General features: G+C 57.5%; 30 protein-coding genes and 1 tRNA gene. 17 read left to right on the top strand and 14 right to left on the bottom strand.

The features are described 5' to 3' along the window. Positions 1-172: 172 nt before the first annotated feature. A complete protein-coding gene (locus tag AC4PS7_RS15315) occupies positions 173-691 on the bottom strand; it encodes a DUF1993 domain-containing protein (RefSeq protein ID WP_042570976.1) in 519 nt (172 codons plus the stop codon). Between the two features lie 224 nt (positions 692-915). On the opposite strand from AC4PS7_RS15315, the gene AC4PS7_RS15310 reads away from it, so the two are divergent. The 9 genes from AC4PS7_RS15310 (at position 916) to AC4PS7_RS15270 (ending at position 5960) form a co-directional block, all read left to right on the top strand. Further along, entirely contained in the window at positions 916-1353 is a 438-nt protein-coding gene (locus AC4PS7_RS15310; RefSeq protein ID WP_492179559.1) for a hypothetical protein, read from the top strand. Beyond that, positions 1350-1541: a hypothetical protein gene (locus AC4PS7_RS15305; protein WP_492179558.1), complete on the top strand. Its 192-nt coding sequence runs from the start codon at positions 1350-1352 to the stop codon at positions 1539-1541. Before AC4PS7_RS15310 ends, AC4PS7_RS15305 begins: the two co-directional genes overlap by 4 nt. Beyond that, the gene (locus AC4PS7_RS15300; RefSeq protein WP_010566434.1) at positions 1538-1687 is read left to right on the top strand and encodes a hypothetical protein; all 150 of its coding nucleotides are present in this window, start codon (positions 1538-1540) and stop codon (positions 1685-1687) included. The genes AC4PS7_RS15305 and AC4PS7_RS15300 overlap by 4 nt, the downstream gene beginning before the upstream one ends. Next, complete coding sequence (locus tag AC4PS7_RS15295; RefSeq protein WP_492179557.1) at positions 1684-2139, top strand: hypothetical protein; 456 nt, start codon at positions 1684-1686, stop codon at positions 2137-2139. Before AC4PS7_RS15300 ends, AC4PS7_RS15295 begins: the two co-directional genes overlap by 4 nt. Positions 2140-2298: 159 nt before the next feature. Continuing rightward, the gene (locus AC4PS7_RS15290; protein ID WP_492179556.1) at positions 2299-3456 is read left to right on the top strand and encodes a hypothetical protein; all 1158 of its coding nucleotides are present in this window, start codon (positions 2299-2301) and stop codon (positions 3454-3456) included. Between the two features lie 10 nt (positions 3457-3466). Further along, the gene (locus AC4PS7_RS15285) at positions 3467-4225 is read left to right on the top strand and encodes an ERF family protein (protein WP_492179555.1); all 759 of its coding nucleotides are present in this window, start codon (positions 3467-3469) and stop codon (positions 4223-4225) included. Beyond that, the gene (locus AC4PS7_RS15280; protein ID WP_492179554.1) at positions 4222-4989 is read left to right on the top strand and encodes a lambda exonuclease family protein; all 768 of its coding nucleotides are present in this window, start codon (positions 4222-4224) and stop codon (positions 4987-4989) included. Before AC4PS7_RS15285 ends, AC4PS7_RS15280 begins: the two co-directional genes overlap by 4 nt. Continuing rightward, the gene (locus AC4PS7_RS15275) at positions 4986-5579 is read left to right on the top strand and encodes a hypothetical protein (protein ID WP_492179553.1); all 594 of its coding nucleotides are present in this window, start codon (positions 4986-4988) and stop codon (positions 5577-5579) included. Before AC4PS7_RS15280 ends, AC4PS7_RS15275 begins: the two co-directional genes overlap by 4 nt. Positions 5580-5648: 69 nt before the next feature. After that, on the top strand, positions 5649-5960 hold the full coding sequence (locus tag AC4PS7_RS15270) for a hypothetical protein (protein ID WP_350487739.1): 312 nt from the start codon (positions 5649-5651) through the stop codon (positions 5958-5960). Between the two features lie 338 nt (positions 5961-6298). Here AC4PS7_RS15270 and AC4PS7_RS15265 read toward each other — a convergent pair whose 3' ends face one another. Beyond that, on the bottom strand, positions 6299-6676 hold the full coding sequence (locus AC4PS7_RS15265; protein ID WP_492179552.1) for a hypothetical protein: 378 nt from the start codon (positions 6674-6676) through the stop codon (positions 6299-6301). A gap of 51 nt (positions 6677-6727) precedes the next feature. Between AC4PS7_RS15265 and AC4PS7_RS15260 the strand changes: the two genes are divergently transcribed. After that, complete coding sequence (locus AC4PS7_RS15260; protein ID WP_492179551.1) at positions 6728-8296, top strand: DNA cytosine methyltransferase; 1569 nt, start codon at positions 6728-6730, stop codon at positions 8294-8296. Here the strand turns inward: AC4PS7_RS15260 and AC4PS7_RS15255 are convergent. Continuing rightward, on the bottom strand, positions 8287-8520 hold the full coding sequence (locus AC4PS7_RS15255) for a hypothetical protein (RefSeq protein WP_492179550.1): 234 nt from the start codon (positions 8518-8520) through the stop codon (positions 8287-8289). The two genes, AC4PS7_RS15260 and AC4PS7_RS15255, sit on opposite strands and share 10 nt — an antisense overlap. A 447-nt stretch (positions 8521-8967) precedes the next feature. Here AC4PS7_RS15255 and AC4PS7_RS15250 point away from each other — a divergent pair, with 447 nt between their 5' ends. After that, positions 8968-9261 carry a DUF4406 domain-containing protein gene (locus AC4PS7_RS15250; protein ID WP_492179549.1) on the top strand — a complete coding sequence of 98 codons (294 nt, stop codon included), beginning with the start codon at positions 8968-8970 and terminating at the stop codon, positions 9259-9261. 34 nt (positions 9262-9295) lie between these two features. Here the strand turns inward: AC4PS7_RS15250 and AC4PS7_RS15245 are convergent, their stop codons facing one another. After that, positions 9296-9964, bottom strand: coding sequence for a hypothetical protein (locus AC4PS7_RS15245; RefSeq protein ID WP_492179548.1), 669 nt, complete (start codon positions 9962-9964; stop codon positions 9296-9298). A gap of 119 nt (positions 9965-10083) precedes the next feature. After that, complete coding sequence (locus AC4PS7_RS15240; protein ID WP_492179547.1) at positions 10084-10413, bottom strand: hypothetical protein; 330 nt, start codon at positions 10411-10413, stop codon at positions 10084-10086. A 100-nt stretch (positions 10414-10513) separates the two neighbouring features. Here AC4PS7_RS15240 and AC4PS7_RS15235 point away from each other — a divergent pair, with 100 nt between their 5' ends. The 6 genes from AC4PS7_RS15235 to AC4PS7_RS15210 all read left to right on the top strand — a co-directional run bounded on the left by AC4PS7_RS15235 (position 10514) and on the right by AC4PS7_RS15210 (position 13587). Further along, positions 10514-11080 carry a hypothetical protein gene (locus AC4PS7_RS15235; RefSeq protein ID WP_492179546.1) on the top strand — a complete coding sequence of 189 codons (567 nt, stop codon included), beginning with the start codon at positions 10514-10516 and terminating at the stop codon, positions 11078-11080. Between the two features lie 49 nt (positions 11081-11129). Then, complete coding sequence (locus AC4PS7_RS15230) at positions 11130-11414, top strand: hypothetical protein (protein ID WP_492179545.1); 285 nt, start codon at positions 11130-11132, stop codon at positions 11412-11414. Between the two features lie 51 nt (positions 11415-11465). Then, positions 11466-11867 (top strand): hypothetical protein, encoded by a 402-nt coding sequence (locus AC4PS7_RS15225; protein ID WP_492179544.1) that lies wholly within the window; start codon positions 11466-11468, stop codon positions 11865-11867. 46 nt (positions 11868-11913) lie between these two features. Beyond that, entirely contained in the window at positions 11914-12069 is a 156-nt protein-coding gene (locus AC4PS7_RS15220) for a hypothetical protein (protein WP_158497711.1), read from the top strand. A gap of 82 nt (positions 12070-12151) precedes the next feature. After that, a complete protein-coding gene (locus AC4PS7_RS15215; protein WP_223817938.1) occupies positions 12152-12538 on the top strand; it encodes a hypothetical protein in 387 nt (128 codons plus the stop codon). Then, positions 12424-13587 carry a tyrosine-type recombinase/integrase gene (locus tag AC4PS7_RS15210; protein ID WP_258178602.1) on the top strand — a complete coding sequence of 388 codons (1164 nt, stop codon included), beginning with the start codon at positions 12424-12426 and terminating at the stop codon, positions 13585-13587. The genes AC4PS7_RS15215 and AC4PS7_RS15210 overlap by 115 nt, the downstream gene beginning before the upstream one ends. 79 nt (positions 13588-13666) lie before the next feature. Here the strand turns inward: AC4PS7_RS15210 and AC4PS7_RS15205 are convergent. From AC4PS7_RS15205 to thrS, 9 genes are all read right to left on the bottom strand, one after another. Beyond that, positions 13667-13743, bottom strand: a tRNA-Pro gene (locus AC4PS7_RS15205). A 90-nt stretch (positions 13744-13833) separates the two neighbouring features. Beyond that, positions 13834-14190, bottom strand: a complete 357-nt coding sequence (locus AC4PS7_RS15200; protein WP_010209127.1) for a MerR family transcriptional regulator — start codon at positions 14188-14190, stop codon at positions 13834-13836. Next, on the bottom strand, positions 14171-14473 hold the full coding sequence (gene ihfA / locus AC4PS7_RS15195; RefSeq protein WP_002553164.1) for an integration host factor subunit alpha: 303 nt from the start codon (positions 14471-14473) through the stop codon (positions 14171-14173). Before ihfA ends, AC4PS7_RS15200 begins: the two co-directional genes overlap by 20 nt. 3 nt (positions 14474-14476) lie before the next feature. Further along, positions 14477-16855, bottom strand: coding sequence for a phenylalanine--tRNA ligase subunit beta (gene pheT / locus AC4PS7_RS15190; protein ID WP_042571789.1), 2379 nt, complete (start codon positions 16853-16855; stop codon positions 14477-14479). A 26-nt stretch (positions 16856-16881) separates the two neighbouring features. Then, complete coding sequence (gene pheS / locus AC4PS7_RS15185; RefSeq protein ID WP_010209123.1) at positions 16882-17898, bottom strand: phenylalanine--tRNA ligase subunit alpha; 1017 nt, start codon at positions 17896-17898, stop codon at positions 16882-16884. Between the two features lie 108 nt (positions 17899-18006). After that, a complete protein-coding gene (gene rplT, locus AC4PS7_RS15180; protein ID WP_002553161.1) occupies positions 18007-18363 on the bottom strand; it encodes a 50S ribosomal protein L20 in 357 nt (118 codons plus the stop codon). 30 nt (positions 18364-18393) lie between these two features. Then, positions 18394-18588, bottom strand: coding sequence for a 50S ribosomal protein L35 (gene rpmI, locus AC4PS7_RS15175; RefSeq protein ID WP_002553160.1), 195 nt, complete (start codon positions 18586-18588; stop codon positions 18394-18396). Between the two features lie 60 nt (positions 18589-18648). After that, positions 18649-19200, bottom strand: coding sequence for a translation initiation factor IF-3 (infC, locus tag AC4PS7_RS15170; protein WP_169850653.1), 552 nt, complete (start codon positions 19198-19200; stop codon positions 18649-18651). Continuing rightward, positions 19200-21122 carry a threonine--tRNA ligase gene (gene thrS / locus AC4PS7_RS15165; protein ID WP_492179543.1) on the bottom strand — a complete coding sequence of 641 codons (1923 nt, stop codon included), beginning with the start codon at positions 21120-21122 and terminating at the stop codon, positions 19200-19202. Before thrS ends, infC begins: the two co-directional genes overlap by 1 nt. Positions 21123-21212 lie beyond the last annotated feature (90 nt).

The raw sequence follows: 21212 nt of genomic DNA, 5'->3' as shown, positions 1-21212 counted from the left end.
ACTGCCCGATCCTCTCTATGAGAGCGCATCGGATATAGCTCGGCCCTCCTGTGATAGCAGGGTGGCCACCTTGTCCTGAGCCTGAGCGGATTTTGCCGCGGCGAAGACGGGCAACACTCGGAGGGATTCGAGCTATATCCGATGTGGATTCAGCGGATTTCAGGCAGCGAGATTACTTTCGCAGATAAGCAAACATGTGCTGTACATAATCGGCTTTCCCGAGAGGTACATCGTTATTGCGCAAGATGTTGTAAGCCGTGACCAGGTGGAAGTAAAACTGTGGAGTAGCCCAATTCACGGCGTATTCGCTGCCGGTCATATCGAAAGCCATGCCGTTTGGTAACTCGATAGCGATTTTACGCTCGGCCCCTTCCTCTATCTGAGCACGGTCCGCTGATTCAAGAACTACCAAAGTGCGTTCGATTAGCTCCTTCGCTGCCGCCATATTTTCCGGAGGGGTGAGCGAACTAACCGGCCGCTTTGTAAGCCGCTGCACCGCTTCCTGGGCTTGAGTGCAAGCGTACTGAATTTGCCGGGCTAGATCGTGCATATCCGGTGCTAGCCGGGCTCCAAGCAGAATCTGCGAGTCGTAACCACGCTCTAGAGCAGAAGCCTCGCCCTTAGACAAAAGTGACGATAAAGCTCGCAGCATTTGCGCGAAACACGGGATGGTAACTGTGTAGACCGACATGTCTTTTCCCTAAGTAGTCATTCATCGCGGGCAAAAAGGCTCTGCCTTTCTCCCGGGTAGCAGCCTGCATCCTAGCAGACTGTTGACGTTCTTCCGCCGGCATCCCGCGGCCCCCTTCCCCACCTCTATTACGTCAGCACTCCTCCCCCGCGCCCATCGGCAACCAGCGGGAGGTATGAGTGTTGACGAATACAGGTGAACAACCCGCCACTTTGGAGGCGACCATGAACGCAGCATTGAAGATATGCCAGGAGCGTTACGACGCTCAGTTGCCTCCAGAGGTCAGCGAGAGCGACGAGGTGACTGACTGGCTCGAGCATTCGGCGGAGCGCCTGGTGTGCGGCGTCGACATCAAGTGGAAGCGTCGCTACGGCCAGCCGCAGGTCGTGACGTTCGACCGGTTCTGCACGGTCCTGCAAGGCCACCTCAACCAGCGCCAGATCGACGGCCTGGATCAGCGCGACTCACTCGCCAGGCTGTTCCTGTCGTCGATCCTGGGCAGCCAGGCCGACTCGCGCGGCCACGCTGCTGACTTAATCGGCCAGCCCCGCCCCATCGAGGCCGCCGAGCGCATCGCCATTGACCTTCTCCGGCCCTACGCCGCCGACGCAGTAGCAGCGGAGCGGGAAGCGGAAGAAGACGACGTGGATGCGGATCTATGAGCCCTCACATCCTCATCGATGAAGCGCTTGAAGCCCTGGAGCATCCCGCCAGCGAGCCCGGCGCCCAGCGCATCGTCCTGAACATGATCACCAACATGCTCACCGGCAACGCAATCACCACCGAAGAGTTCAACCACTACTGCCAGCGCCTCCTGAAAATCACCAGGCAGCGCAAGGAGGCCGCATGAACAGCATGACCCTGGCTTTCACCCACAAGTCCTGGCTCGGCGCCTTGTCGCTTGCCTACGATGCTGGTATCGAAAACGTCCACGCCTGGAGCCGTCGTGCCTGTCTGTGCGGGGAGTGGACTGTCGCTTATGAGGTGAAAGCGTGAAGCTTGAGCGCTCGATACTCATCACCTTGGCGGCTCACGAATCGGTCTTGCAGCGGATCAAGTCGCTGACTGCCGATATCGGCCTTCACCTTAGTCGATGTGAGAACCGCTACGACCTGATCGGCCCTAAGCCTGTCAATGAGTTTCCCGAGCTTGGCGATCTGCCTTGGCCGAACGGAAGCGAAGAGCATTGGCGAATCCTGTACGACGAAAAAGACAGGCGCAAAACGCATATGTGGGAGGCGTTTAGAGGATGGTCAGAAGAGGAAGACCGAGGCCTAAACGACGAAGAGATAAGGGATTACCTGCTTAAGCAAGGGTGCGTCCACTGCACTCGGGCATGGTATTTCGTCAGAGAACGCAAGAAAGCCCGCCGCGACCTTGGCAACTTCCGCCGCTCACTTCGCGCCTTAGGCAAGTCAGCAATCAAAGCGTTGGACCCGCAGCCATGACCACCCACCAGCGGCACCGGCGCCGTGCCATCCGCGCTCTGTCGGCCATAGTTGGCCTGACCTTCCTCACCATCGTTTTCCTGGGCCCCGCCATCGGCGGCCTGATCACCCAATAACCAACACCTTCAATCGCTGCGAGCATCGCGGCAGGGAGTCACCGTGTCCGCACAACAGCAAGTCATCACCATCGACGACATCAGCGCCGACAACGCGCCGGCTATCTACGTAGCTGGAGGCCTGGGCCAGTTCTTCGACGCCGTGAAGGCCGAAGTCACCGGCGAGGTGCCGGATCTGACTACTGTGAAGGGTCGCGCTCGCATCGCTTCCCTGGCCGCAACGGTAAGCAAGTCAAAAAAGGCAGTCGAAACACCTGGCCGCGACTACCTGAAACGCCTCAAGGAAATGCCCAAGATGGTCGAGGCTGAACTGCGCGAGTTCGTCACCAAGATGGACAACCTGCGCGATTCCACCCGCCAGCCCCTGACGGATTGGGAAAACGCTGACCAGGCGCGCAAAGATAAGCACGTTGATGGTATCGACAGCATGAAGGACATGGCGCTGTTCGGCGCAACACCTCCTGCGTCCGTAGTTGCCCGGGTAATCGCCGACCTCGAAGCCATTGAAATCAACGATTCTTGGGAAGAGTTCCTAGCTGAAGCGGCCCAGGTGAAGGACCAGACCCTGGCGAAGTTGCGCACCCTGCACGCCGAGCGCACCCAGTACGAGGCCGAACAGGCCGAACTGACCCGCCTCCGTGCCGAGGCAGAAACTCAGGCCCAGCGCGACCGTGACGCAGAGATTGCCCGGGTAGCCGCAGAACAGGCAAGGCTCCAAGCCGAGCAGAAGGCCCAGTCCGAACGTGATGCCGCAGCGCGCCGTGAGCAAGAACTGCTGGACCAGGCCGCCGCCACTCAGCGCGCCGCCGCACAGGCCGCACTGGATGCAGAGGCCGCCGCCGAACGCCAGCGCCTGCAACTGGAGCTACAAGCCGAACAGTCCCGCGCTGCAGCGGCACAGGCCGAGACCAATCGAATCGCAGCTGAGCAGCGCGCCGAACAAGAACGCATCGCCGCGGTGCGCCGCCAGGAAGAAGCTGTAGAACAGGCGCGACTGGCGGAAATTGCGAGGCAGGCAGCGGAGGCTGAAGAAGCGCAGCGCCAGCAGAAGGCCCGCGAAGCCGACCAGGCTCACAAGGTGAAGATCATGGGCGCCGCCAAAGAGGCGCTGATGTCGATGAATATCACCGAGGAACTGGCCAAGGCCATTGTCCTGAAGATCGCACGCCGCGAAGTCCCAAACATCACCATCCACTTCTGAGGTAGCCAGCATGAGCGGCCAAATCATCGTTCCCGAACAGCGGCGCCAGGCTGTGGCACCGATCTCCACGGACAACAGCATCATGGCCGTCATCAGCCGTGCCGCCGCCGATCCGACCTGCGACATCGAGAAGATGGAGCGTCTGCTGGCCATGCACGAACGCATGCAAGCCAAAACCGCAGAGCAGGAATTCAACTATGCCATGGCCGAAATGCAGTGCAACATCCCCACGGTGTTCGAGGGGGCGGTAAACATTCACACCGGCAACTCTTACGCCACCCTGGACGACATAACCCACACCCTGAAGCCGATCATGCAGCAGCACGGATTTGCCATCACCTTCAAGGTGGAAAACGCGGACAAGGCAATCAAGGTCACCGGGATATTGATGCACCGGAGTGGTCACCGAGAGCAAACAACGATGAGCCTGCCGGTCGATATCGGCAAAGGGCGCAATGATGTCCAGGCGGTGGGCTCATCCACCACCTACGGAAAGCGCTACGTGATGTGTGCACTACTGAACATCACAACAGGCGATACCCGCGACGATGATGGTCAGTCGTCGGACGGCTCTGAAACAGAGGATATGCGCGCCCAGGTGGTCGCCGACATCCTTGAACGTGTCGGACAGACCACGACCCCCGATGAGTTGAAGGAAGTCTGGCAGGCCAGCCTGAAAGTTCTTCAGGCGTCTGGAGACACCAACGGCTATTCCACCGTGAAGACAGCGGTCACCGTCCACAAAGCCAAGCTGGAGGCGCCTCAATGATCATCGTAAATTGCACTCAGGGCTCGGCCGAGTGGCTACAGGCCCGCGCCGGCGTCATCACCGCAAGCATGTTCAGCACCGCCCGCTCGAAGGTGAATGGACTGACCGCACAGCAGAAGATCTACGTCGACGCCATGCTGGCCGGACGCAGCGAGGCGCGATCCCGAGAGCTGGCTGGATACAAGGCTGCGCCAAGGGCTGAAGTTGTGTTGCGCGCCCTAGATGGCGAAAAGGTCGGTGAGCCTTCAAACGCTGCCCTCTCTTACGCTTTTGAACTTGCAGTCGAACGAATCGGCGGCGCGCCGCTGGATGGCGGATTCGAAACCTGGCAAATGCGCCGAGGGCATGAGCTGGAGCCAGAGGCCCGGATGGAACATGAGATCCAGACCGGCCTCATCGTTACCCAAGTTGGCTTGGTCAAGACCGACGACGGCGTGTTTGGCGCCAGCGCGGACGGGTTCATCGGTGCCGACGGCGGCTCGGAATACAAATGCTTCCTGGCTCCCGACAAACTCCGTTCTTTCCACATTGACAATGACGCCAGCGAAGTCATTGACCAGGTGCAGGGTTGCATGTGGATCACTGACCGCAAGTGGTGGCACATCGGAATGTACTGCCCGCTGTTGAAGCCAGTGGGCCGCCAGCTCTGGTGGAAAGAGTTCAAGCGGGACAACGACTACATCGAAAGCCTTGAGGAAGACCTGTGGGAATTCAAGCTGCTGGTCGACGGGTACGAGGCGGCGCTCAGGAGTAAAGCAGCATGATCAGCAACCACCTCAGCCTGGTCGAGGCGCTGCGCCCGGCCTCGGATGAACTGGCTGCCCAGGTTGAGCAGTACCTGGCAGCCGGCGGCAAGATCGAAGTGGCCGAGCCAATCGGCTACAAGCCAAAGCCCATCACCTACAGCAACCAGATGCCTCCAGCGCCCAAGCCATTTGTTCGACGCCGGGTTGAAGCAGATTCCCTACCCCTCGACAAGGAGGACATCCGCACCCAGGCGCGGCTCAAGCTGGTTGAGCAGATACGTCAGCTTGGCGTCACGCACACCCAGACCGAAGTTGCGGCCGCCCTTGGTGTCAGTCGGCGACTCATCTACAACCACGCCGCCAGGTATGACATCACCTTCAAGACACCAACCCGAGGCGGCGCAAGAAACTTGGTGCGCAAGGAAATTGATGAGGCTCGGGACGCAAAATTCGCAGAACGGATCAAGGCATTCAAAGAGCTGGGGATAACTCGCCGCCAGTGTTGCGGGAAGCTGGCTATCGGCTCCAAAGCTTTTGACCGAATTATTGCTGCTCACGGCATCGACTATCCAAAGTCTCGCGCTGGCGGCAAACGATGCGCCGCATAGCCCGCATCCAGCAACGCAAACATCAAACCTGGCTCGCACTGCCGGCCAGCGGAATAGAAGAGGTAGGCCATGGCCATGGATCAGAAAGCGCGTTCTGCAAAAAGCGCGGCGAAACGGAAGGAGCTTGGCGAGGAAGAGCTTCGGCACCGGGTTCGGGCTGGCGAAAAGCAGATGCTCGCCGACCTGATGGAATGGACTGAAGACACTGAGCAAGCATCGGTAATGGCCGGAACCCTGCGCTACGTCCACTCACTCGGCCGCGACGGCGCACGGGAGGCGCTTCGTTCGCGCCACAAAATCGTCGTTAACGAAAACGTGGCGGCAGAACTCTACGCCATAGGCCAGCGCCAAGCATCACGGCTCGACGCCGAAGAAGAATAACCCACCCTACTCGCTGCATCCGGTAACCGGAGGGCGGCGCTTATCGAGAGGAGCTTTCGAAGCTACCTGGCAGAAAGGGCGATCCACCGCGACCCTTCTTTTTCTTTCGGGCTTTCCCTTTCTTCGCGCCTAGAGCTCGTTTCATCGCCGCCCTCGCAGCTTCGTCCGGCGTCAGCTCTATGCCATCCGCCTCAGCTTTTAACTTTACCGAGTCGAGCCCATTGATGAACCTTTGGGTTCGTTTATCGAATGCCATTTTCACCCCTGATCCGGCTCCATGCCGGTCACCCGTAATACCCCATATCAACGAAGACCTCCAGTCAACAAGCCGCCGTACTCTATTTTCCGAAGACCTTGAAAGGCAGGTCTCCGTAAGCCCACACCAATGTGCCTGCAATCACTAAGCAGAAAAGCACCAAATCTGACTTATTGAACTTAGGAAGGAATTTTTGTCGCAGCTCGTTCAGGCCAACCCAGCCAAACCCAGCCGGCGTAATTGACAGCCTTGCCCTGACTAACACGGCTTCCGCCAAAAGAGCAAAGACGGTGGTAACTGCTCCGCTTCTGCTGAACCACCCACCAAGATCAATTCCAGGTAATCGTGGATAGGGAACGACCAACGAAAGGACTGGCGCAAGAATCGACAATGCGATTAGAGCACACGCGATTTTTACGCTGCGCTGCAAATCTTCATCAGTTGGCTCTTTGAAAGACATCCCCTCATCCCCTACAAACCAAAAAATTGAATATACCGGCGAGGAGCCATCATGCCCATCACTTATGGAAGCGTGTGCAGCGGCATCGAAGCCGCGACACAGGCCTGGCACCCGCTGGGCATGCGCGCCGCCTGGTTCGCCGAGATTGAGCCGTTCCCTTCGGCGGTACTTGCCCACCACTACCCCAACGTTCCGAACCACGGCGACATGACCAAGCTGGCCGCAATGGTGCTGGCCGGCAAGATCCCCGCGCCGGACGCACTGGTCGGCGGCACGCCGTGCCAGGCCTTCTCGGTCGCCGGTATGCGCGAAGGCCTCACCGACCCGCGCGGCGCCCTCACCATCAAATACGTGGAGCTTGCAGATGCAGTTGACTATGTTCGCGCCGGCCAGCGAAAGCCCGCCAGCGTTATCGTCTGGGAAAACGTCCCCGGCGTCCTCAGCGACAAAGGGAACGCCTTCGGATGCTTTCTTGGCGCGCTTGCTGGGGAAGACTGCGAGCTGCAGCCTTCAGGGAAAAAATGGCAGGACGCTGGTTGTGTGTATGGACCCAAAAGAACAATCGCGTGGCGGGTCCTGGACGCCCAATATTTCGGCCTGGCCCAACGACGCCGTCGTGTGTTCGTTGTCGCAAGTGCTCGAGACGGGTTCGATCCCACCGAGGTACTTTTTGAGCGCGAAGGCGTGCGCCGGGATTCTGCGCCGCGCCGAGGCGAGAAAGCGGACTCTACCGCAGGCACTCTTACAAGCACTGACGGTGGCAGCGATGTCGACCACGCAATAGCAGGCCATCTGCAGTCAGTAGCTTTCGGCGGCGGCGCCAACTGCGAACAGACCGAGGTAGCAACAGCTCTCAGCGCACACCCTGGCGGGACAAGGATGGATGCTGAGACCGAGACATTCGTCGTTACGGCACCGCTCACGACAAACCAATACGGTGATCATGAGAGCCGGGAAAGTCTGTTGGTTGTGGCCGGCACGCTTCAGGCTGGGGGTAAGGCTGCGGGCAGTGCAACACAACAAGATGCCGAGTCGGGACTGTTGGTCGTGCACGGCACACAAGACCCCGGTGTCAGCGAAAGGCTCGCCTTTGCCCTGGGCAGGAACAACGGCCAGGAAAACGCGGTGCTGGCTTTCTCCTGCAAGGATCACGGCGCTGACGCCGGGGAGATCGCGCCGACCCTGCGCGCCATGAATCACTCAGGCAGCCACGCCAACGCCGGGGGCCAGGTGGCCGTCTGCATCACTGGAGACATCACTCACACTCTGAAAGCTGAAGGGTTCGATGGGAGTGAGGACGGAACAGGCCGTGGGCAGCCGATAGTCGCATGCCGCGACGTAGCCCAAACCTTGACCAGCAACTACGGCAAGCAAGTCGACAACACCGACTCATCCCTGGGCCCCAACGTTGTGTCCTCCACCAGTGATGTCCGTCGACTCACTCCCCGCGAGTGCGAACGCCTTCAGGGCTTCCCCGACGATTACACACGCATCCCCTGGCGCGGAAGGGTTTTGGGTTTGTGCCCGGACGGCCCCCGCTACAAGGCGATCGGCAACAGCAAGGCCGTCACCGTGGTTCGCTGGATCGGCCTGCGCATCCTCATGCAGATTCAGCCGTAGATCGCTGTTGATGATGTGATTGTTGGTGCTGGATCGGTAACACGGTTCACAGCCAGCCACTGCCGAGTTTTCTGCACATCAAACTTCTGGCCATTGTTTTCCATGGTCACAAACAAAGTGTCGGCTACGCGGTAACGCCCACAACCATCCGAACAGTTTCTTTCGTGAAAGTCGCCAATAGGCTGAACAGTTTCTGCATCCTCACCACAAATTAAGCAGGTCATTTTTCATGCTCCTTGTGAATGACCATTCAACTGTAGCTGATCTTTCACCAACCTCCACCGCCCGGGCATGGCCCGGCAAGGACTCCCCATGTCTACGGAAACGCGCAGATGTCGATAGGAGATCGGCTTAAACGTACAAAAGCCTGGTGACAATATCCGAATTGATTAATGGGGGGCAGGACTCATCCTGCTGATCAGCTATCCACCAGCGTGCCAGGTATATATCGAACTCCCAAGGATGCAGCTTAAGCAACTCAATTGCTGTGCCGGTAATCCGGTAGCGTCCACAGGCCGGGCACGAATACTCCTCAACGTCCGGTAGCACTATAGGCGCAACGTTATACCCGCATATATAGCAGCTCATGACTACCCTCCCCGGTAATCGCTGAACTTTAACCGCTCTCTGTCTTCCTTCCAACACCCGGGCTTGGCCCGCAAGGACTCCCCGTGAAACGAATTTACCTCAGCGGCCCCATGAGCGGCTTGCCCGGGCTGAACTTCCCAACCTTCCACAGAATGACCGCTAGCATGCGCGCCAGTGGCCACACAGTCACCAACCCCGCTGAGATCAACCCTGACGGCGGCACTTGGAACGACTGCATGCGCCGCGACATTGCCGCCCTGATGGACTGCGACACCGTGGCCACCCTGCCCGGCTGGGAGCATTCAAAGGGTGCACGCCTGGAAGTCCTGATCGCCGAACGCCTCGGCATGACGGTTGTGAATGCCCATGACCTGTGATCAGTAGAAAGTTACGACGCGGAATACATTCAAACTAGTCATTATTACAAGTAGGCTCTAATGGCTGAGTGCCTCTTGGTCTCTTTAATGATATATGCTCAGGATGATCTTCTGAGACACTGCCATTTAACTCATTGAATATTTTACCTATTCCGTTGGTGGAAATCATCACAGTAGCCAAAATCACTGTTAGTCGCTGACTTTTAGAATAAAAGACCTTCTTAACTTCATTCCGCTCATCCACCAGCCGCTCCTGAATCTCTTGCATACATTCTCCAATGCTGCAAACCAAATCAATTAACCGGGGATCAGGAAGCTCTAGAATATTTATATCACCGAAGCTTTTATTCAACCCCCTAACCAAATTATCACTTGATAAGTAGTTATCAGCATCGTAATTAATCAGCCCTTCACACACGCGAAAAGCCCTTGATGACAGAGCCAGGAGAGACCTAAGAGATACTATTATTTTTTGATGCTGCTGAACTTGCAATTGCCTTGATTGATTAGACGCGACCCAGACTGCAGCAAATATCGCTAAAACAGATCCAAATGCCTGAATCCAACTCGACGCATCCTTAACCGCATCGAAATATTTCAATACAACGAATAACGCCCACCCAATGGACCCAACTCCGAGAAAGGCCCACACACACCATACGCTTGCCAGCTTTATACCCTGTGATAATTCAATTTTTTTCACTGCGCAGGCTCCTTTGCTTCAACTTCGCACAGAGCTTGACCAATATTCAGCATAACGTCTATGCCTCCCCTCCCCCTTCAAAGTCAGCCCCTATAGCGGCAAGGACGAAGTCATGCCTGCTAGTACTGAATTTCCCAGAAGAAAGTCGCACACCCGGCAATGATGCCAAGCGAGACGGCGCCCAAAAAAAACGCAACCGCTAGACCAAAAGTCCAGTTGTATATGTGATTACGCGGAGGCGTCATTTCCAGCGATTTCGCAAATGACCGAACAATCAGGAACAGCACCCCGATTGAAAGCAGCACGGCGATTATCGCCGAGACGCTTTTAAACGCGATCTCAATAGCTGACGAGTTTGTGAAACCTCCCGCAGTAACCAGCCATGTAAATGAAACGCCAGTCAGCGTGGCAATCGAGCTAGCAATGCTCAGCGCTTCAGATCCCTTCACTAGAACATTCCTTTAGATATCAATTAGCCAGCAAGTATCTCACAGAGCTTCACCCAAAAAAATTCCAATCACCCATAGATCTATCTGGAGTTCTATTGCCATGATTATTGATGACGTAATGACCGACAAGATCACCCTGCACGGCCTGGGCTTTGTGCAGGTCCAGCTGGAAGGCAATCAGCGCCTGCATGTTTGGCACCCTGAACTGCCCCGGCGCGCCTGCTTTGTCCACTCTGCGATCCACGACCACCGCTTCAACTTCACCTCCCGCGTAATCGTCGGCACTCAGTTGAATCATTGCTTCAAGATGGAGCGATGCGACGACGGGGCCTACATGCTTTATCTGCATGAAGGCTCGCGCACTGCCGGCGGTGGGCGGCCATGGACACCAGACGGCCGGGCCAACCTGGTTATCGACGGTGAGTTCAAGGTAGCGGCGGGCAATGACTACAACACCATGGCCTACGACTACCACGCCACCACACCGGGCGGGGATGGTCGGGTAGCGACCATCATGGCGAAGCGCGGCGAGTACCCGGCCGGCGCCCACTCGACCTGCACTTTCGGCGTTCAGCCAGACACGGACTTCGATCGCTACCAGTGGTCACCGTCTCAGCTCTGGGAAATTGTTGCCGACGTGATCCTCGGCCAGCGGGTGACGCCATGATCGCCACCCTCCGGTTCGCCTACGTCTTCATCTACAAGGTGCCCGGTTAATGGCGTGCTACCGGATCTACGACAAGAACCGCAAGCCGATCGGGCATCTATGTGGCGACCTGGGCCCACACTGCGCTGAATGCGGTGAGGTTGGAACACAGCTTTGTGATTACCCAGTTGGCGATGTAAAGACCTGCGACAGGCCGGTCTGCGAGTTCCACGCCGCCGAGGTAGCGCCCAACGTCGACTACTGCCCAGCACACCATGCCGAATGGAAAGCCTTCCGCGATGCTGGTGGCGTGAAGCGCGAACTCGAAAACGTCGTCCCGTTCAAGGGCGCCTAACCCCAATCCCCCTACATGCCTGCCGGTGAGCGGCGGGCGAGGTACTCCTGCATGAAAGATTCGTCCGCGAAAGATGTCCTCGATGAAATGACGAAGGATGAACTGGTTGCCTGGATCAAGAACCAGAACTTCTTCCGCCCAAAACGAAGCGACGTTTTGTATCTGCGCTGGGAACGGCAATCCGCCGAAGTTCTCGACGAGATGCAAAAGGAAAACCGGGCGTTGGATGGTGTGGATTTCAAGGCGCGCGACCGGCTTGCAGCCCAACTCAATGAGTCGAAAGACCCTGAAGAGAAACTTCGGCTTCTCAAGCAAATCGAGCCTTACGACAAGGCTATGTCAGACCACATCAAACGCTCACAGGCCATCGACAGGAAAAGCAAAAGAGTCGACGCCCTCTACGAGCAAATCGACATAGAGCGCCAGAAAGAGAGCGGGCGCCGGACAGCATAACCCCACCTACCCCACCTTCTGCCGCCCAGCGCGGCAAGGACACCAAATGACCATTACCAAAATCATCAAAGGCCCAAACCGCTTTGGCGGTTATTGGTGGGTGATCGCGGAATGCAGCGGAATCAAGCAGCACATGTCCTTCCGCACAGAACAGCAGGCCCGCGCCGTCGCCCCGGGCCAGGACAGCGTGACTATCCACTGAACACTCTGCCGCCGCACGCAGAGTAGATCTTCACCATGAACATCATTAAGACGCTGCCCAGCATGGGCGGCAGGAGGAAGGTATGGGCGCTCAACAGCTGATCCCGCGCTTCATTCGAGCCAAAGAGGCTCCGGGTTATCTGGGCATGTGCCGGGCAATCTTCGACGAGACCGTCAGACCCTTCGTCAGCGAGTTCCCAATCGGCGGGCGTGGCGTCGGGTTCGATCGGCAAGAACTGGACGACTGGGCCACGGCATACGTCGAGGCCAAGGCGATTGATAAAAAAGGCGCAACGGAGCAACAATCGCCCCGCAGCGAGCGCCAGAAAGGAGATAAATCATGGCGCGAAAATCGATCACAGGCCTCTCCCAAAGGAAAGGTATCTGGCATATCGACAAGAAAATCAACGGAGAACGACTTTACGAAAGCACTGGAACTGGTGACCGGGAAGAAGCGGAGCGCTACCTGATCTATAGGTTGGAGCAAATCCGGCAACAGAAGGTGTATGGAGTAAAGAAGGTGAGGATCTGGCGGGAAGCGGCGACTCGCTTCCTGCTGGAGTTCAAAGACCAGCCGTCAATCAAGCTGTCGGCCCACCACCTTTCGCAGCTCGACCCATTCATTGGTGACATGCCGCTGACCCACATCGATGACCAGGCCCTGGTGCCGTTCATCAAAGACAGGCTGGCGACGAAGAAGCTGGAATGCGGGAAGGTAAAGAAAGGTGTCAGCAACAGAACGGTGAACATTTCGATAGAGCGCGTGGTTCGGGTTTTGTCGTTGTGTGCCAGGAAGTGGCGAGACGATGAGCGCAGGCCGTGGCTGGATAGCGTGCCGATGCTCACGAAGCTTGAAGAGAAGAAGTCGAGCCGCAAGCCGTACCCTATGTCATGGCCGGAGCAGTCGATTCTTTTCGGGGAGTTGCCGGCACACCTGCAAACGATGGCGCTGTTCAAAGTGAACACCGGCACGCGGGAGCAGGAGGTCTGCAAGTTGAGATGGGATTGGGAGATTGCAGTGCCGGAACTTGGTACCAGCGTATTTCTGATACCGGCAGACTTTGGTGGCCGGCATGAGCGCTCTGGCGTGAAAAATGGTGACGAAAGGTTGGTGGTGCTGAACAGCGTGGCCAGGTCGATTATTGAGAAGCAACGCGGCATCAGCAAGGAGTGGGTCTTCCCATACAACGGAACCGCGATGCACCGAATGAACGACTCAGCCTGGAAGAAGGCGCGGGTGAGAGCGGCGAAACTCTGGCAGGAGGAAAACCTTCGCCCCGCTCACCCTGGGTATGCATCCATCAGGATCCATGACCTCAAGCACACATTTGGCCGCCGGCTGCGCGCAGCAGGCGTAACCGAAGAAGATCGCAAGGCCCTACTGGGCCACAAGAACGGCAGCATCACCAGTCACTACTCGGGCGCTGAACTCGGGCATCTGATCGAAGCTGCGAACATGGTATCAGCAACCGATTCTCGCGGACCGGTCCTGACAATTTTGAAGAGGAAGCAGGCGTGAAAAATAGAGAAGTCACGCAAAAGTCACGCACATGAAAAAGGCCAATGCTGTGAACATTGGCCTAAGTCATTGAAATATATGGTCGGGACGGAGTGATTCGAACACTCGACCCCTAGCACCCCATGCTAGTGCGCTACCGGACTGCGCTACGCCCCGACTAGGCGTGTTACTGGGTTCGCTTCTTGACGAAGCGATCCGGAATATACCGCAAGCTTTTGAAATGTGGAAGTATTTTAAAAGCCGGAATTACTTTTTCAGAACCACCAGCACATCTTCGAGTTCGGCGATCATCTGGCGGATCATTTGTTTGTATTGGGTGGTGTCGTCTTTGGCTTCATCACCGGACATGCGTTGGCGCGCGCCGCTGATGGTGAACCCCTGATCGTACAGCAACGCACGGATCTGTCGGATCATCAGCACATCCTGGCGCTGATAATACCGACGGTTCCCGGTGCGTTTGACGGGGTTGAGTTGAGGAAACTCCTGCTCCCAATAGCGCAGTACGTGCGGTTTTACCGCACAGAGCTCGCTGACTTCACCAATGGTGAAGTAGCGTTTGCCTGGGATGACGGGTAGCTCGTCGTTATGACTTGGTTCCAGCATAAGCCTCAACTCGGGCCTTCAACTTCTGCCCTGGACGAAAGGTGACCACACGGCGAGCCGTGATCGGGATTTCTTCTCCCGTTTTTGGATTGCGGCCAGGCCGCTGGCGTTTGTCCCGCAGGTCAAAATTGCCGAAACCGGACAATTTGACCTGTTCGTTGTCTTCCAGAGCGTGTCTGATCTCTTCAAAAAACAGCTCGACCAATTCCTTGGCCTCGCGCTTGTTCAGACCCAACTCTTCGTACAGACGTTCCGCCATCTCAGCTTTCGTCAAAGCCCCCATACGTCACTTCCTTAACGTGGCGTTCAACCTTTGTTCGAGCGAGGTGAGGATATTTTGTGTCGTGGTATTCACCTCATCGTCATTAAGAGTGCGCGATGGATGCTGCCAGGTCAAGCCAACTGCAAGGCTTTTTCTATGCGGATCAATACCTTTACCCTGATAGACGTCAAATAGCCTGAGGTCTGTCAGCCATTCCCCTGCATTTTCACGGATTACCTCCAGAACGGCAGTGGCGGCCACTTCACGGTCGGCGATCAGGGCGAGGTCACGGCGCACTTCAGGGAAGCGCGACAACTCGCTGAATTTAGGCATCTTGCCAGAGGCCACTTCAGCCAGAACCAGCTCAAACACGAAGACCGGACGGTCGAGACCGAGGGTTTTCGACAGCTCAGGGTGAATGGCACCGACGAAGCCTACCAGGCGACCTTCGCGCTCGATGCGCGCAGTCTGGCCAGGGTGCAATGCAGGATGGCTGCCCGGTACAAAGGTGAAGGCATCCAGAGCACCTGCAAAACCCAGCACCGCTTCGACGTCAGCCTTGACGTCGAAGAAGTCCACAGCATCGCGACCCTGTGCCCAACCTTCTGGCAGACGGCTGCCGCAAACCACGCCAGCCAGCATCGGCTCTTGCTTCAGGCCGTCCAACTGACCAACGAAGCGCAGGCCGCTTTCGAACATGCGCACACGGTCTTGCTGACGGTTCAGGTTGTGGGAAAGCGCTTTCACCAAACCTGGCCACAGGGACGAACGCATGGCCGCCATGTCGTTGGAGATCGGATTGGCCAACAGCAGCGGCTCGACGCCTGGGTTGAACAGCTCGAACTGCTTGGGATCGATGAAGCTGTAGGTCACCGCTTCCTGGTAGCCACGGGCAACCAGCAGACGACGCAACTCGGGCAAGTGCGCACGCGCCTCGGCCTTGGGTTGTGGCGCCAGGCGCGCTTGCGGGTAACGAACCGGCAGACGGTTGTAGCCGTAGAGGCGAGCCAATTCTTCGATCAGGTCAACTTCCAGACTGATATCGAAGCGATGGCTTGGCACTTCAACGGTCCACTGCCCTTCCCCGCCTGCGGAAATACCCAGGCCGAGGGCGGACAACAGTTGTTCGATTTCAGCCGGCTCGATCACCAGGCCAAGCATCTGCTCGACACTTTTGGCACGCAGGGTGATCGGCGCAACAGACGGCAGGTACTGCTCGTTCACGGTTTCGGTGATCGGGCCGGCTTCGCCACCGGTGATTTCCAGCAGCAGGCCAGTGGCGCGCTCCATGGCTTCACGCGCCAGCTTCCAGTCCACGCCGCGCTCATAGCGGTGCGATGCATCGGTGTGCAGGCCGTAGGAGCGGGCCTTGCCGGCGATGGCGATCTGGTCGAAGAACGCACTCTCAAGGAATATATCGCGAGTGGTCGCGGACACGCCGCTGTGCTCGCCCCCCATCACGCCGGCAATCGCCAGGGCGCGGGAGTGGTCTGCAATCACCAGGGTATCGGCACGCAGGCTGACTTCCTGACCATCGAGCAGCACCAGCTTCTCGCCTTCTTCGGCCAGGCGCACACGGATGCCGCCGTTGATTTCGGCAAGATCAAAAGCGTGCAGCGGCTGGCCCAGCTCCAGCATCACGTAGTTGGTGATATCGACGGCAGCGTCGATGCTGCGCACGTCGGCGCGACGCAAGCGCTCAACCATCCACAGCGGGGTTGGCTTGGACAGGTCGACGTTGCGGATCACACGGCCCAGGTAGCGCGGGCAAGCGTTGGGCGCCAGCACTTCGATCGGGCGTACTTCGTCGTGCACCGCAGGCACGGCAGCGACGACTGGGCGGGTGACCGGGGCGTTATACAGCGCTCCGACTTCACGGGCCAAGCCAGCCAGGGACAGGCAGTCACCGCGGTTCGGGGTCAGGTCGACCTCAATGCTGGCGTCTTCCAGCTCCAGGTAAACACGGATGTCCTGGCCCACTGGCGCATCGGCCGGCAGTTCCATCAGGCCATCGTTGCCCTCGCCTACCTGCAGCTCTGCCTGGGAGCACAGCATGCCGTTGGACTCGACGCCGCGCAGCTTGGCCTTCTTGATCTTGAAGTCGCCCGGCAGCTCGGCACCGATCATGGCGAACGGGATCTTCAGGCCCGGGCGCACATTGGGCGCTCCGCACACGACCTGGAAGGTTTCCGCGCCATTGCTGACCTGGCATACACGCAGCTTGTCGGCGTCAGGGTGCTGCTCGGTGCTCAGCACCTCACCCACCACCACGCCACTGAAGACACCGGCGGCCGGGGTAACGCTATCGACCTCAAGACCGGCCATCGACAGACGAGCAACCAGCTCGTCACGATCTACCTGCGGGCTTACCCAGCCACGCAGCCATTGTTCACTGAATTTCATCCTGCTCTCCTAAAGATTCGTTACGACTAGCGAAATTGCGCGAGGAACCGCAAGTCGTTGTCGAAGAACAGACGCAAGTCGTTCACGCCGTAACGCAGCATGGCCAGACGCTCAACGCCCATGCCGAAGGCAAAGCCCGAGAACTCTTCCGGATCGATGCCGGACATGCGCAGCACGTTAGGGTGAACCATGCCGCAGCCCATCACTTCCAGCCAGCCGGTCTGCTTGCAGACACGGCAGCCTTTACCGCTGCACATCACACATTCCATGTCGACTTCAGCGGATGGCTCGGTGAACGGGAAGAACGATGGACGGAACCGCACCGCCAGCTCCTTCTCGAAGAACACCCGCAGGAATTCTTCAATGGTGCCTTTGAGGTCGGCGAAGTTGATGTCGCGATCAACCAGCAGGCCTTCGACCTGGTGGAACATCGGCGAGTGGGTGATATCGGAGTCGCTGCGGTACACACGGCCTGGGCAGACAATGCGGATCGGCGGCTTGTTCGCTTCCATGGTGCGGACCTGTACCGGCGAGGTATGGGTGCGCAACAGCATGTTCGCGTTGAAATAGAAGGTGTCGTGCATCGACCGGGCCGGGTGGTGGCCTGGGATGTTGAGCGCCTCGAAGTTGTGATAATCGTCTTCGACCTCAGGGCCTTCGGCAATGCCGTAGCCGATGTGGGTGAAGAACTGCTCGATACGTTCCAGAGTCCGGGTGATCGGATGCAGACCGCCCGAGGCCTGGCCGCGACCAGGCAGGGTTACATCAATGGACTCGGCGGCGAGTTTGGCCGCGAGATCGGCCTCCTCCATGGTCGCCTTGCGCGCATTGAGCACCTCTGTGACACGCTCCTTGGCGACGTTGATCAGCGCACCGACTTGCGGACGCTCTTCAGCCGGCAAATTCCCCAGGGTCTTCATCACCTGAGTCAATTCACCTTTTTTGCCAAGGTAGTGAACCCGGATTTGCTCCAGGGCATTTACATCTTCAGCGCTTTGCACAGCCTCAAGGGCTTGGGCGACGAGCGCGTCCAGGTTTTCCATGTACAGACTCCAGATACAAAATAGGGGAAGAGCTTGAAGGCTCTTCCCCTATTTATGACGTTTAACACCTTGGGCTACAGCGTAACCCAAGGTGACTGTCGGGGGTACTTAAGCCAAGGTGGCTTTAGCTTTCTCGACAATCGCAGCAAACGCCGCTTTTTCGTTCACTGCCAGATCAGCCAGAACCTTACGGTCGATCTCAATGGACGCTTTTTTCAGGCCAGCGATGAAACGGCTGTAGGACAGACCGTTAACACGTGCACCAGCGTTGATACGAGCGATCCACAGAGCGCGGAACTGACGTTTTTTCTGACGACGGTCACGGTAGGCGTACTGGCCTGCCTTGATTACCGCTTGCTTGGCAACACGGAATACGCGTGAACGCGCGCCGTAGTAGCCTTTAGCAAGTTTCAGAATTTTTTTGTGACGTTTACGGGCAATGACGCCACGCTTTACACGAGCCATGAGTTACTTCCTCTATTCTTGATCCAAAAATTAACGAAGGCGCAGCATGCGCTCGACTTTTGCCACGTCAGACGGATGCAGCAAGCTGCTACCGCGCAGTTGACGCTTACGCTTGGTCGACATTTTGGTCAGGATGTGGCTCTTGAAAGCGTGCTTGTGCTTGATACCGTTAGCAGTTTTCAGAAACCGCTTAGCAGCACCACTTTTAGTCTTCATCTTTGGCATGTTCGGATACTCCGCATTCAGTTGATAAACATAATCAGAAGGCCTGCCGTGCCCTGTTGATTACTTCTTCTTTTTCGGGGCGATGACCATAATCAGCTGGCGTCCTTCCATCTTAGGATGCTGCTCGACGGAACCGTACTCCAGCAGGTCAGCTTCAACCCGCTTGAGGAGTTCCATCCCCAGCTCCTGGTGGGCCATCTCACGGCCGCGGAATCGCAAGGATACCTTGGCCCTGTCCCCATCACTCAGGAAACGTACCAGGTTGCGCAGTTTTACCTGGTAATCCCCTTCCTCCGTCCCTGGACGAAACTTGATTTCTTTTACTTGAATCTGCTTCTGGTTCTTCTTCGCCGCAGCAATCTGCTTCTTCTTTTCGAAGATCGACTTGCCGTAGTCCATCACCCGGCAAACAGGCGGGACTGCGTCGGCGGAGATTTCCACCAGGTCCAATTTGGACTCTTCAGCGATACGAAGCGCTTCATCAATCGAGACGATGCCAATCTGCTCGCCGTCAGCGCCAATTAACCGAACCTCGCGTGCCGAGATATTCTCGTTGATCGGGGCTTTCGGTGCAGCTCGTTTATCTTGTCTCATTTCACGCTTAATAATAATTACTCCGAATCTGGGCGACCACGCCGGGAAACCGCTTGCGCGAGGAACTCAGCGAACTGGGCGACGGGCATCGAGCCCAGGTCAGCACCTTCACGAGTACGCACAGCGACAGTCTGCATCTCGACTTCCCGATCTCCGATAACCAAAAGATAGGGAACCTTGAGCAAAGTATGCTCGCGGATTTTAAAGCCGATCTTTTCATTTCTCAAGTCGGACTTGGCACGAAATCCGCTTTCGTTGAGTGTTTTTTCAACTTCAGCGGCAAAATCTGCCTGTTTATCAGTGATATTCATGATCACTGCCTGGGTCGGAGCCAGCCACGCAGGGAATGCACCCTCGTAGTGCTCGATCAGGATCCCGACGAACCGTTCGAACGAGCCGAGGATCGCCCGGTGCAGCATGACCGGGTGTTTACGGCTGTTGTCTTCGGACACGTATTCGGCGCCCAGACGGATCGGCAGGTTAAAATCGAGCTGCAGGGTACCACACTGCCAGACGCGGCCAAGGCAATCTTTCAGTGAGAACTCGATCTTCGGACCGTAGAAAGCGCCCTCGCCCGGCTGCAGGTCGTACGCAAGGCCCGCGCTGTCGAGCGCAGCGGCCAGTGCAGCTTCGGCGCGATCCCACAGCTCATCGGAACCGACGCGTTTTTCCGGACGAGTGGACAGCTTCATCTCGACGTCGGTAAAGCCGAAATCGCGATAAACGTCCATGGTCAGCTTGATGAACGCGGCGGATTCAGCCTGCATCTGCTCTTCGGTGCAGAAGATGTGGGCGTCGTCCTGGGTAAAGCCACGCACGCGCATGATGCCGTGTAGCGCACCCGATGGCTCGTTACGGTGGCAGGCACCGAACTCGGCCAGGCGCATCGGCAACTCGCGGTAGCTTTTCAGGCCCTGGTTGAACACCTGCACGTGGCAAGGGCAGTTCATCGGCTTGATGGCGTAGTCGCGGTTTTCCGACTGCGTGGTGAACATGTTGTCGGCGTAGTTGGCCCAGTGCCCGGACTTTTCCCAGAGGCTACGGTCAACGACCTGGGGAGTCTTGATCTCCAGGTAACCGTTCTCGCGCTGTACTTTGCGCATGTACTGCTCAAGCACCTGGTACAGGGTCCAGCCGTTCGGATGCCAGAACACCATGCCCGGCGCTTCTTCCTGGAGGTGGAACAGGTTCAGGCGCTTGCCGATCTTGCGGTGATCGCGCTTCTCGGCTTCTTCGATGCGCTGGATATAGGCCGCCAGCTGCTTCTTGTCAGCCCAGGCAGTGCCGTAGATCCGTTGCAGTTGCTCGTTCTTCGCGTCGCCACGCCAGTAGGCGCCAGACAGCTTGGTCAGCTTGAACGACTTGAGGAAGCGCGTGTTCGGCACGTGCGGGCCACGGCACATGTCGACGTATTCTTCGTGGTAGTACAGGCCCATGGCCTGCTCGTCCGGCATGTCTTCCACCAGGCGCAGCTTGTAGTCTTCGCCACGGGCGGTGAACACGTCGATCACTTCGGCGCGCGGCGTGACTTTCTTGATCACGTCGTAATCTTTTTCGATCAGCGCATGCATGCGCTGCTCGATGGCAGCAAGGTCGTCCGGAGTGAAAGGACGTTCGTAGGCGATGTCGTAATAGAAGCCTTCTTCAATGACCGGACCGATCACCATCTTCGCCGTTGGGTACAGCTGCTTGACCGCATGGCCAATCAGGTGCGCGCAAGAGTGGCGAATGATCTCCAGCCCCTCTTGATCCTTGGGCGTGATGATTTTCAGGCTGGCATCGCGAGTGATCAGGTCGCTGGCGTCGACGAGCTTGCCGTCAACCTTGCCGGCCACGGTGGCCTTGGCCAGGCCAGCACCAATGGATGCGGCGACCTCGGCTACGGAAACCGAATGATCGAATGAACGTTGACTGCCGTCGGGAAGAGTAATAGTTGGCATGGCGCCTCCTCTCCTAGTGGTGACCCCTACCAAAGGTCACGTGGGTTGGGATGAGCCAGTACAAGATCCAACACCAGGCCGCTCAGTAAT

The organism is Pseudomonas sp. DW-iso3 (assembly GCF_058725305.1).
This window is presented reverse-complemented; position numbering and strand designations above follow the sequence as displayed.

Bases quoted from the DNA above. Each gene is read 5' to 3' on its own strand.
- AC4PS7_RS15235 (WP_492179546.1), top strand. From the start codon at position 10,514: ATGATTATTGATGACGTAATGACCGACAAGATCACCCTGCACGGCCTG.
- AC4PS7_RS15270 (WP_350487739.1), top strand. From the start codon at position 5,649: ATGGCCATGGATCAGAAAGCGCGTTCTGCAAAAAGCGCGGCGAAACGG.
- pheS (WP_010209123.1), bottom strand. From the start codon at position 17,898: ATGGAAAACCTGGACGCGCTCGTCGCCCAAGCCCTTGAGGCTGTGCAA.
- AC4PS7_RS15260 (WP_492179551.1), top strand. From the start codon at position 6,728: ATGCCCATCACTTATGGAAGCGTGTGCAGCGGCATCGAAGCCGCGACA.
- AC4PS7_RS15275 (WP_492179553.1), top strand. From the start codon at position 4,986: ATGATCAGCAACCACCTCAGCCTGGTCGAGGCGCTGCGCCCGGCCTCG.
- pheT (WP_042571789.1), bottom strand. From the start codon at position 16,855: ATGAAATTCAGTGAACAATGGCTGCGTGGCTGGGTAAGCCCGCAGGTA.
- AC4PS7_RS15265 (WP_492179552.1), bottom strand. From the start codon at position 6,676: ATGTCTTTCAAAGAGCCAACTGATGAAGATTTGCAGCGCAGCGTAAAA.
- thrS (WP_492179543.1), bottom strand. From the start codon at position 21,122: ATGCCAACTATTACTCTTCCCGACGGCAGTCAACGTTCATTCGATCAT.
- rpmI (WP_002553160.1), bottom strand. From the start codon at position 18,588: ATGCCAAAGATGAAGACTAAAAGTGGTGCTGCTAAGCGGTTTCTGAAA.
- AC4PS7_RS15280 (WP_492179554.1), top strand. From the start codon at position 4,222: ATGATCATCGTAAATTGCACTCAGGGCTCGGCCGAGTGGCTACAGGCC.
- AC4PS7_RS15315 (WP_042570976.1), bottom strand. From the start codon at position 691: ATGTCGGTCTACACAGTTACCATCCCGTGTTTCGCGCAAATGCTGCGA.
- AC4PS7_RS15305 (WP_492179558.1), top strand. From the start codon at position 1,350: ATGAGCCCTCACATCCTCATCGATGAAGCGCTTGAAGCCCTGGAGCAT.
- AC4PS7_RS15300 (WP_010566434.1), top strand. From the start codon at position 1,538: ATGAACAGCATGACCCTGGCTTTCACCCACAAGTCCTGGCTCGGCGCC.
- AC4PS7_RS15310 (WP_492179559.1), top strand. From the start codon at position 916: ATGAACGCAGCATTGAAGATATGCCAGGAGCGTTACGACGCTCAGTTG.
- AC4PS7_RS15230 (WP_492179545.1), top strand. From the start codon at position 11,130: ATGGCGTGCTACCGGATCTACGACAAGAACCGCAAGCCGATCGGGCAT.
- AC4PS7_RS15255 (WP_492179550.1), bottom strand. From the start codon at position 8,520: ATGACCTGCTTAATTTGTGGTGAGGATGCAGAAACTGTTCAGCCTATT.
- rplT (WP_002553161.1), bottom strand. From the start codon at position 18,363: ATGGCTCGTGTAAAGCGTGGCGTCATTGCCCGTAAACGTCACAAAAAA.
- AC4PS7_RS15215 (WP_223817938.1), top strand. From the start codon at position 12,152: ATGGGCGCTCAACAGCTGATCCCGCGCTTCATTCGAGCCAAAGAGGCT.
- AC4PS7_RS15225 (WP_492179544.1), top strand. From the start codon at position 11,466: ATGAAAGATTCGTCCGCGAAAGATGTCCTCGATGAAATGACGAAGGAT.
- AC4PS7_RS15285 (WP_492179555.1), top strand. From the start codon at position 3,467: ATGAGCGGCCAAATCATCGTTCCCGAACAGCGGCGCCAGGCTGTGGCA.
- AC4PS7_RS15200 (WP_010209127.1), bottom strand. From the start codon at position 14,190: ATGCTGGAACCAAGTCATAACGACGAGCTACCCGTCATCCCAGGCAAA.
- ihfA (WP_002553164.1), bottom strand. From the start codon at position 14,473: ATGGGGGCTTTGACGAAAGCTGAGATGGCGGAACGTCTGTACGAAGAG.
- AC4PS7_RS15220 (WP_158497711.1), top strand. From the start codon at position 11,914: ATGACCATTACCAAAATCATCAAAGGCCCAAACCGCTTTGGCGGTTAT.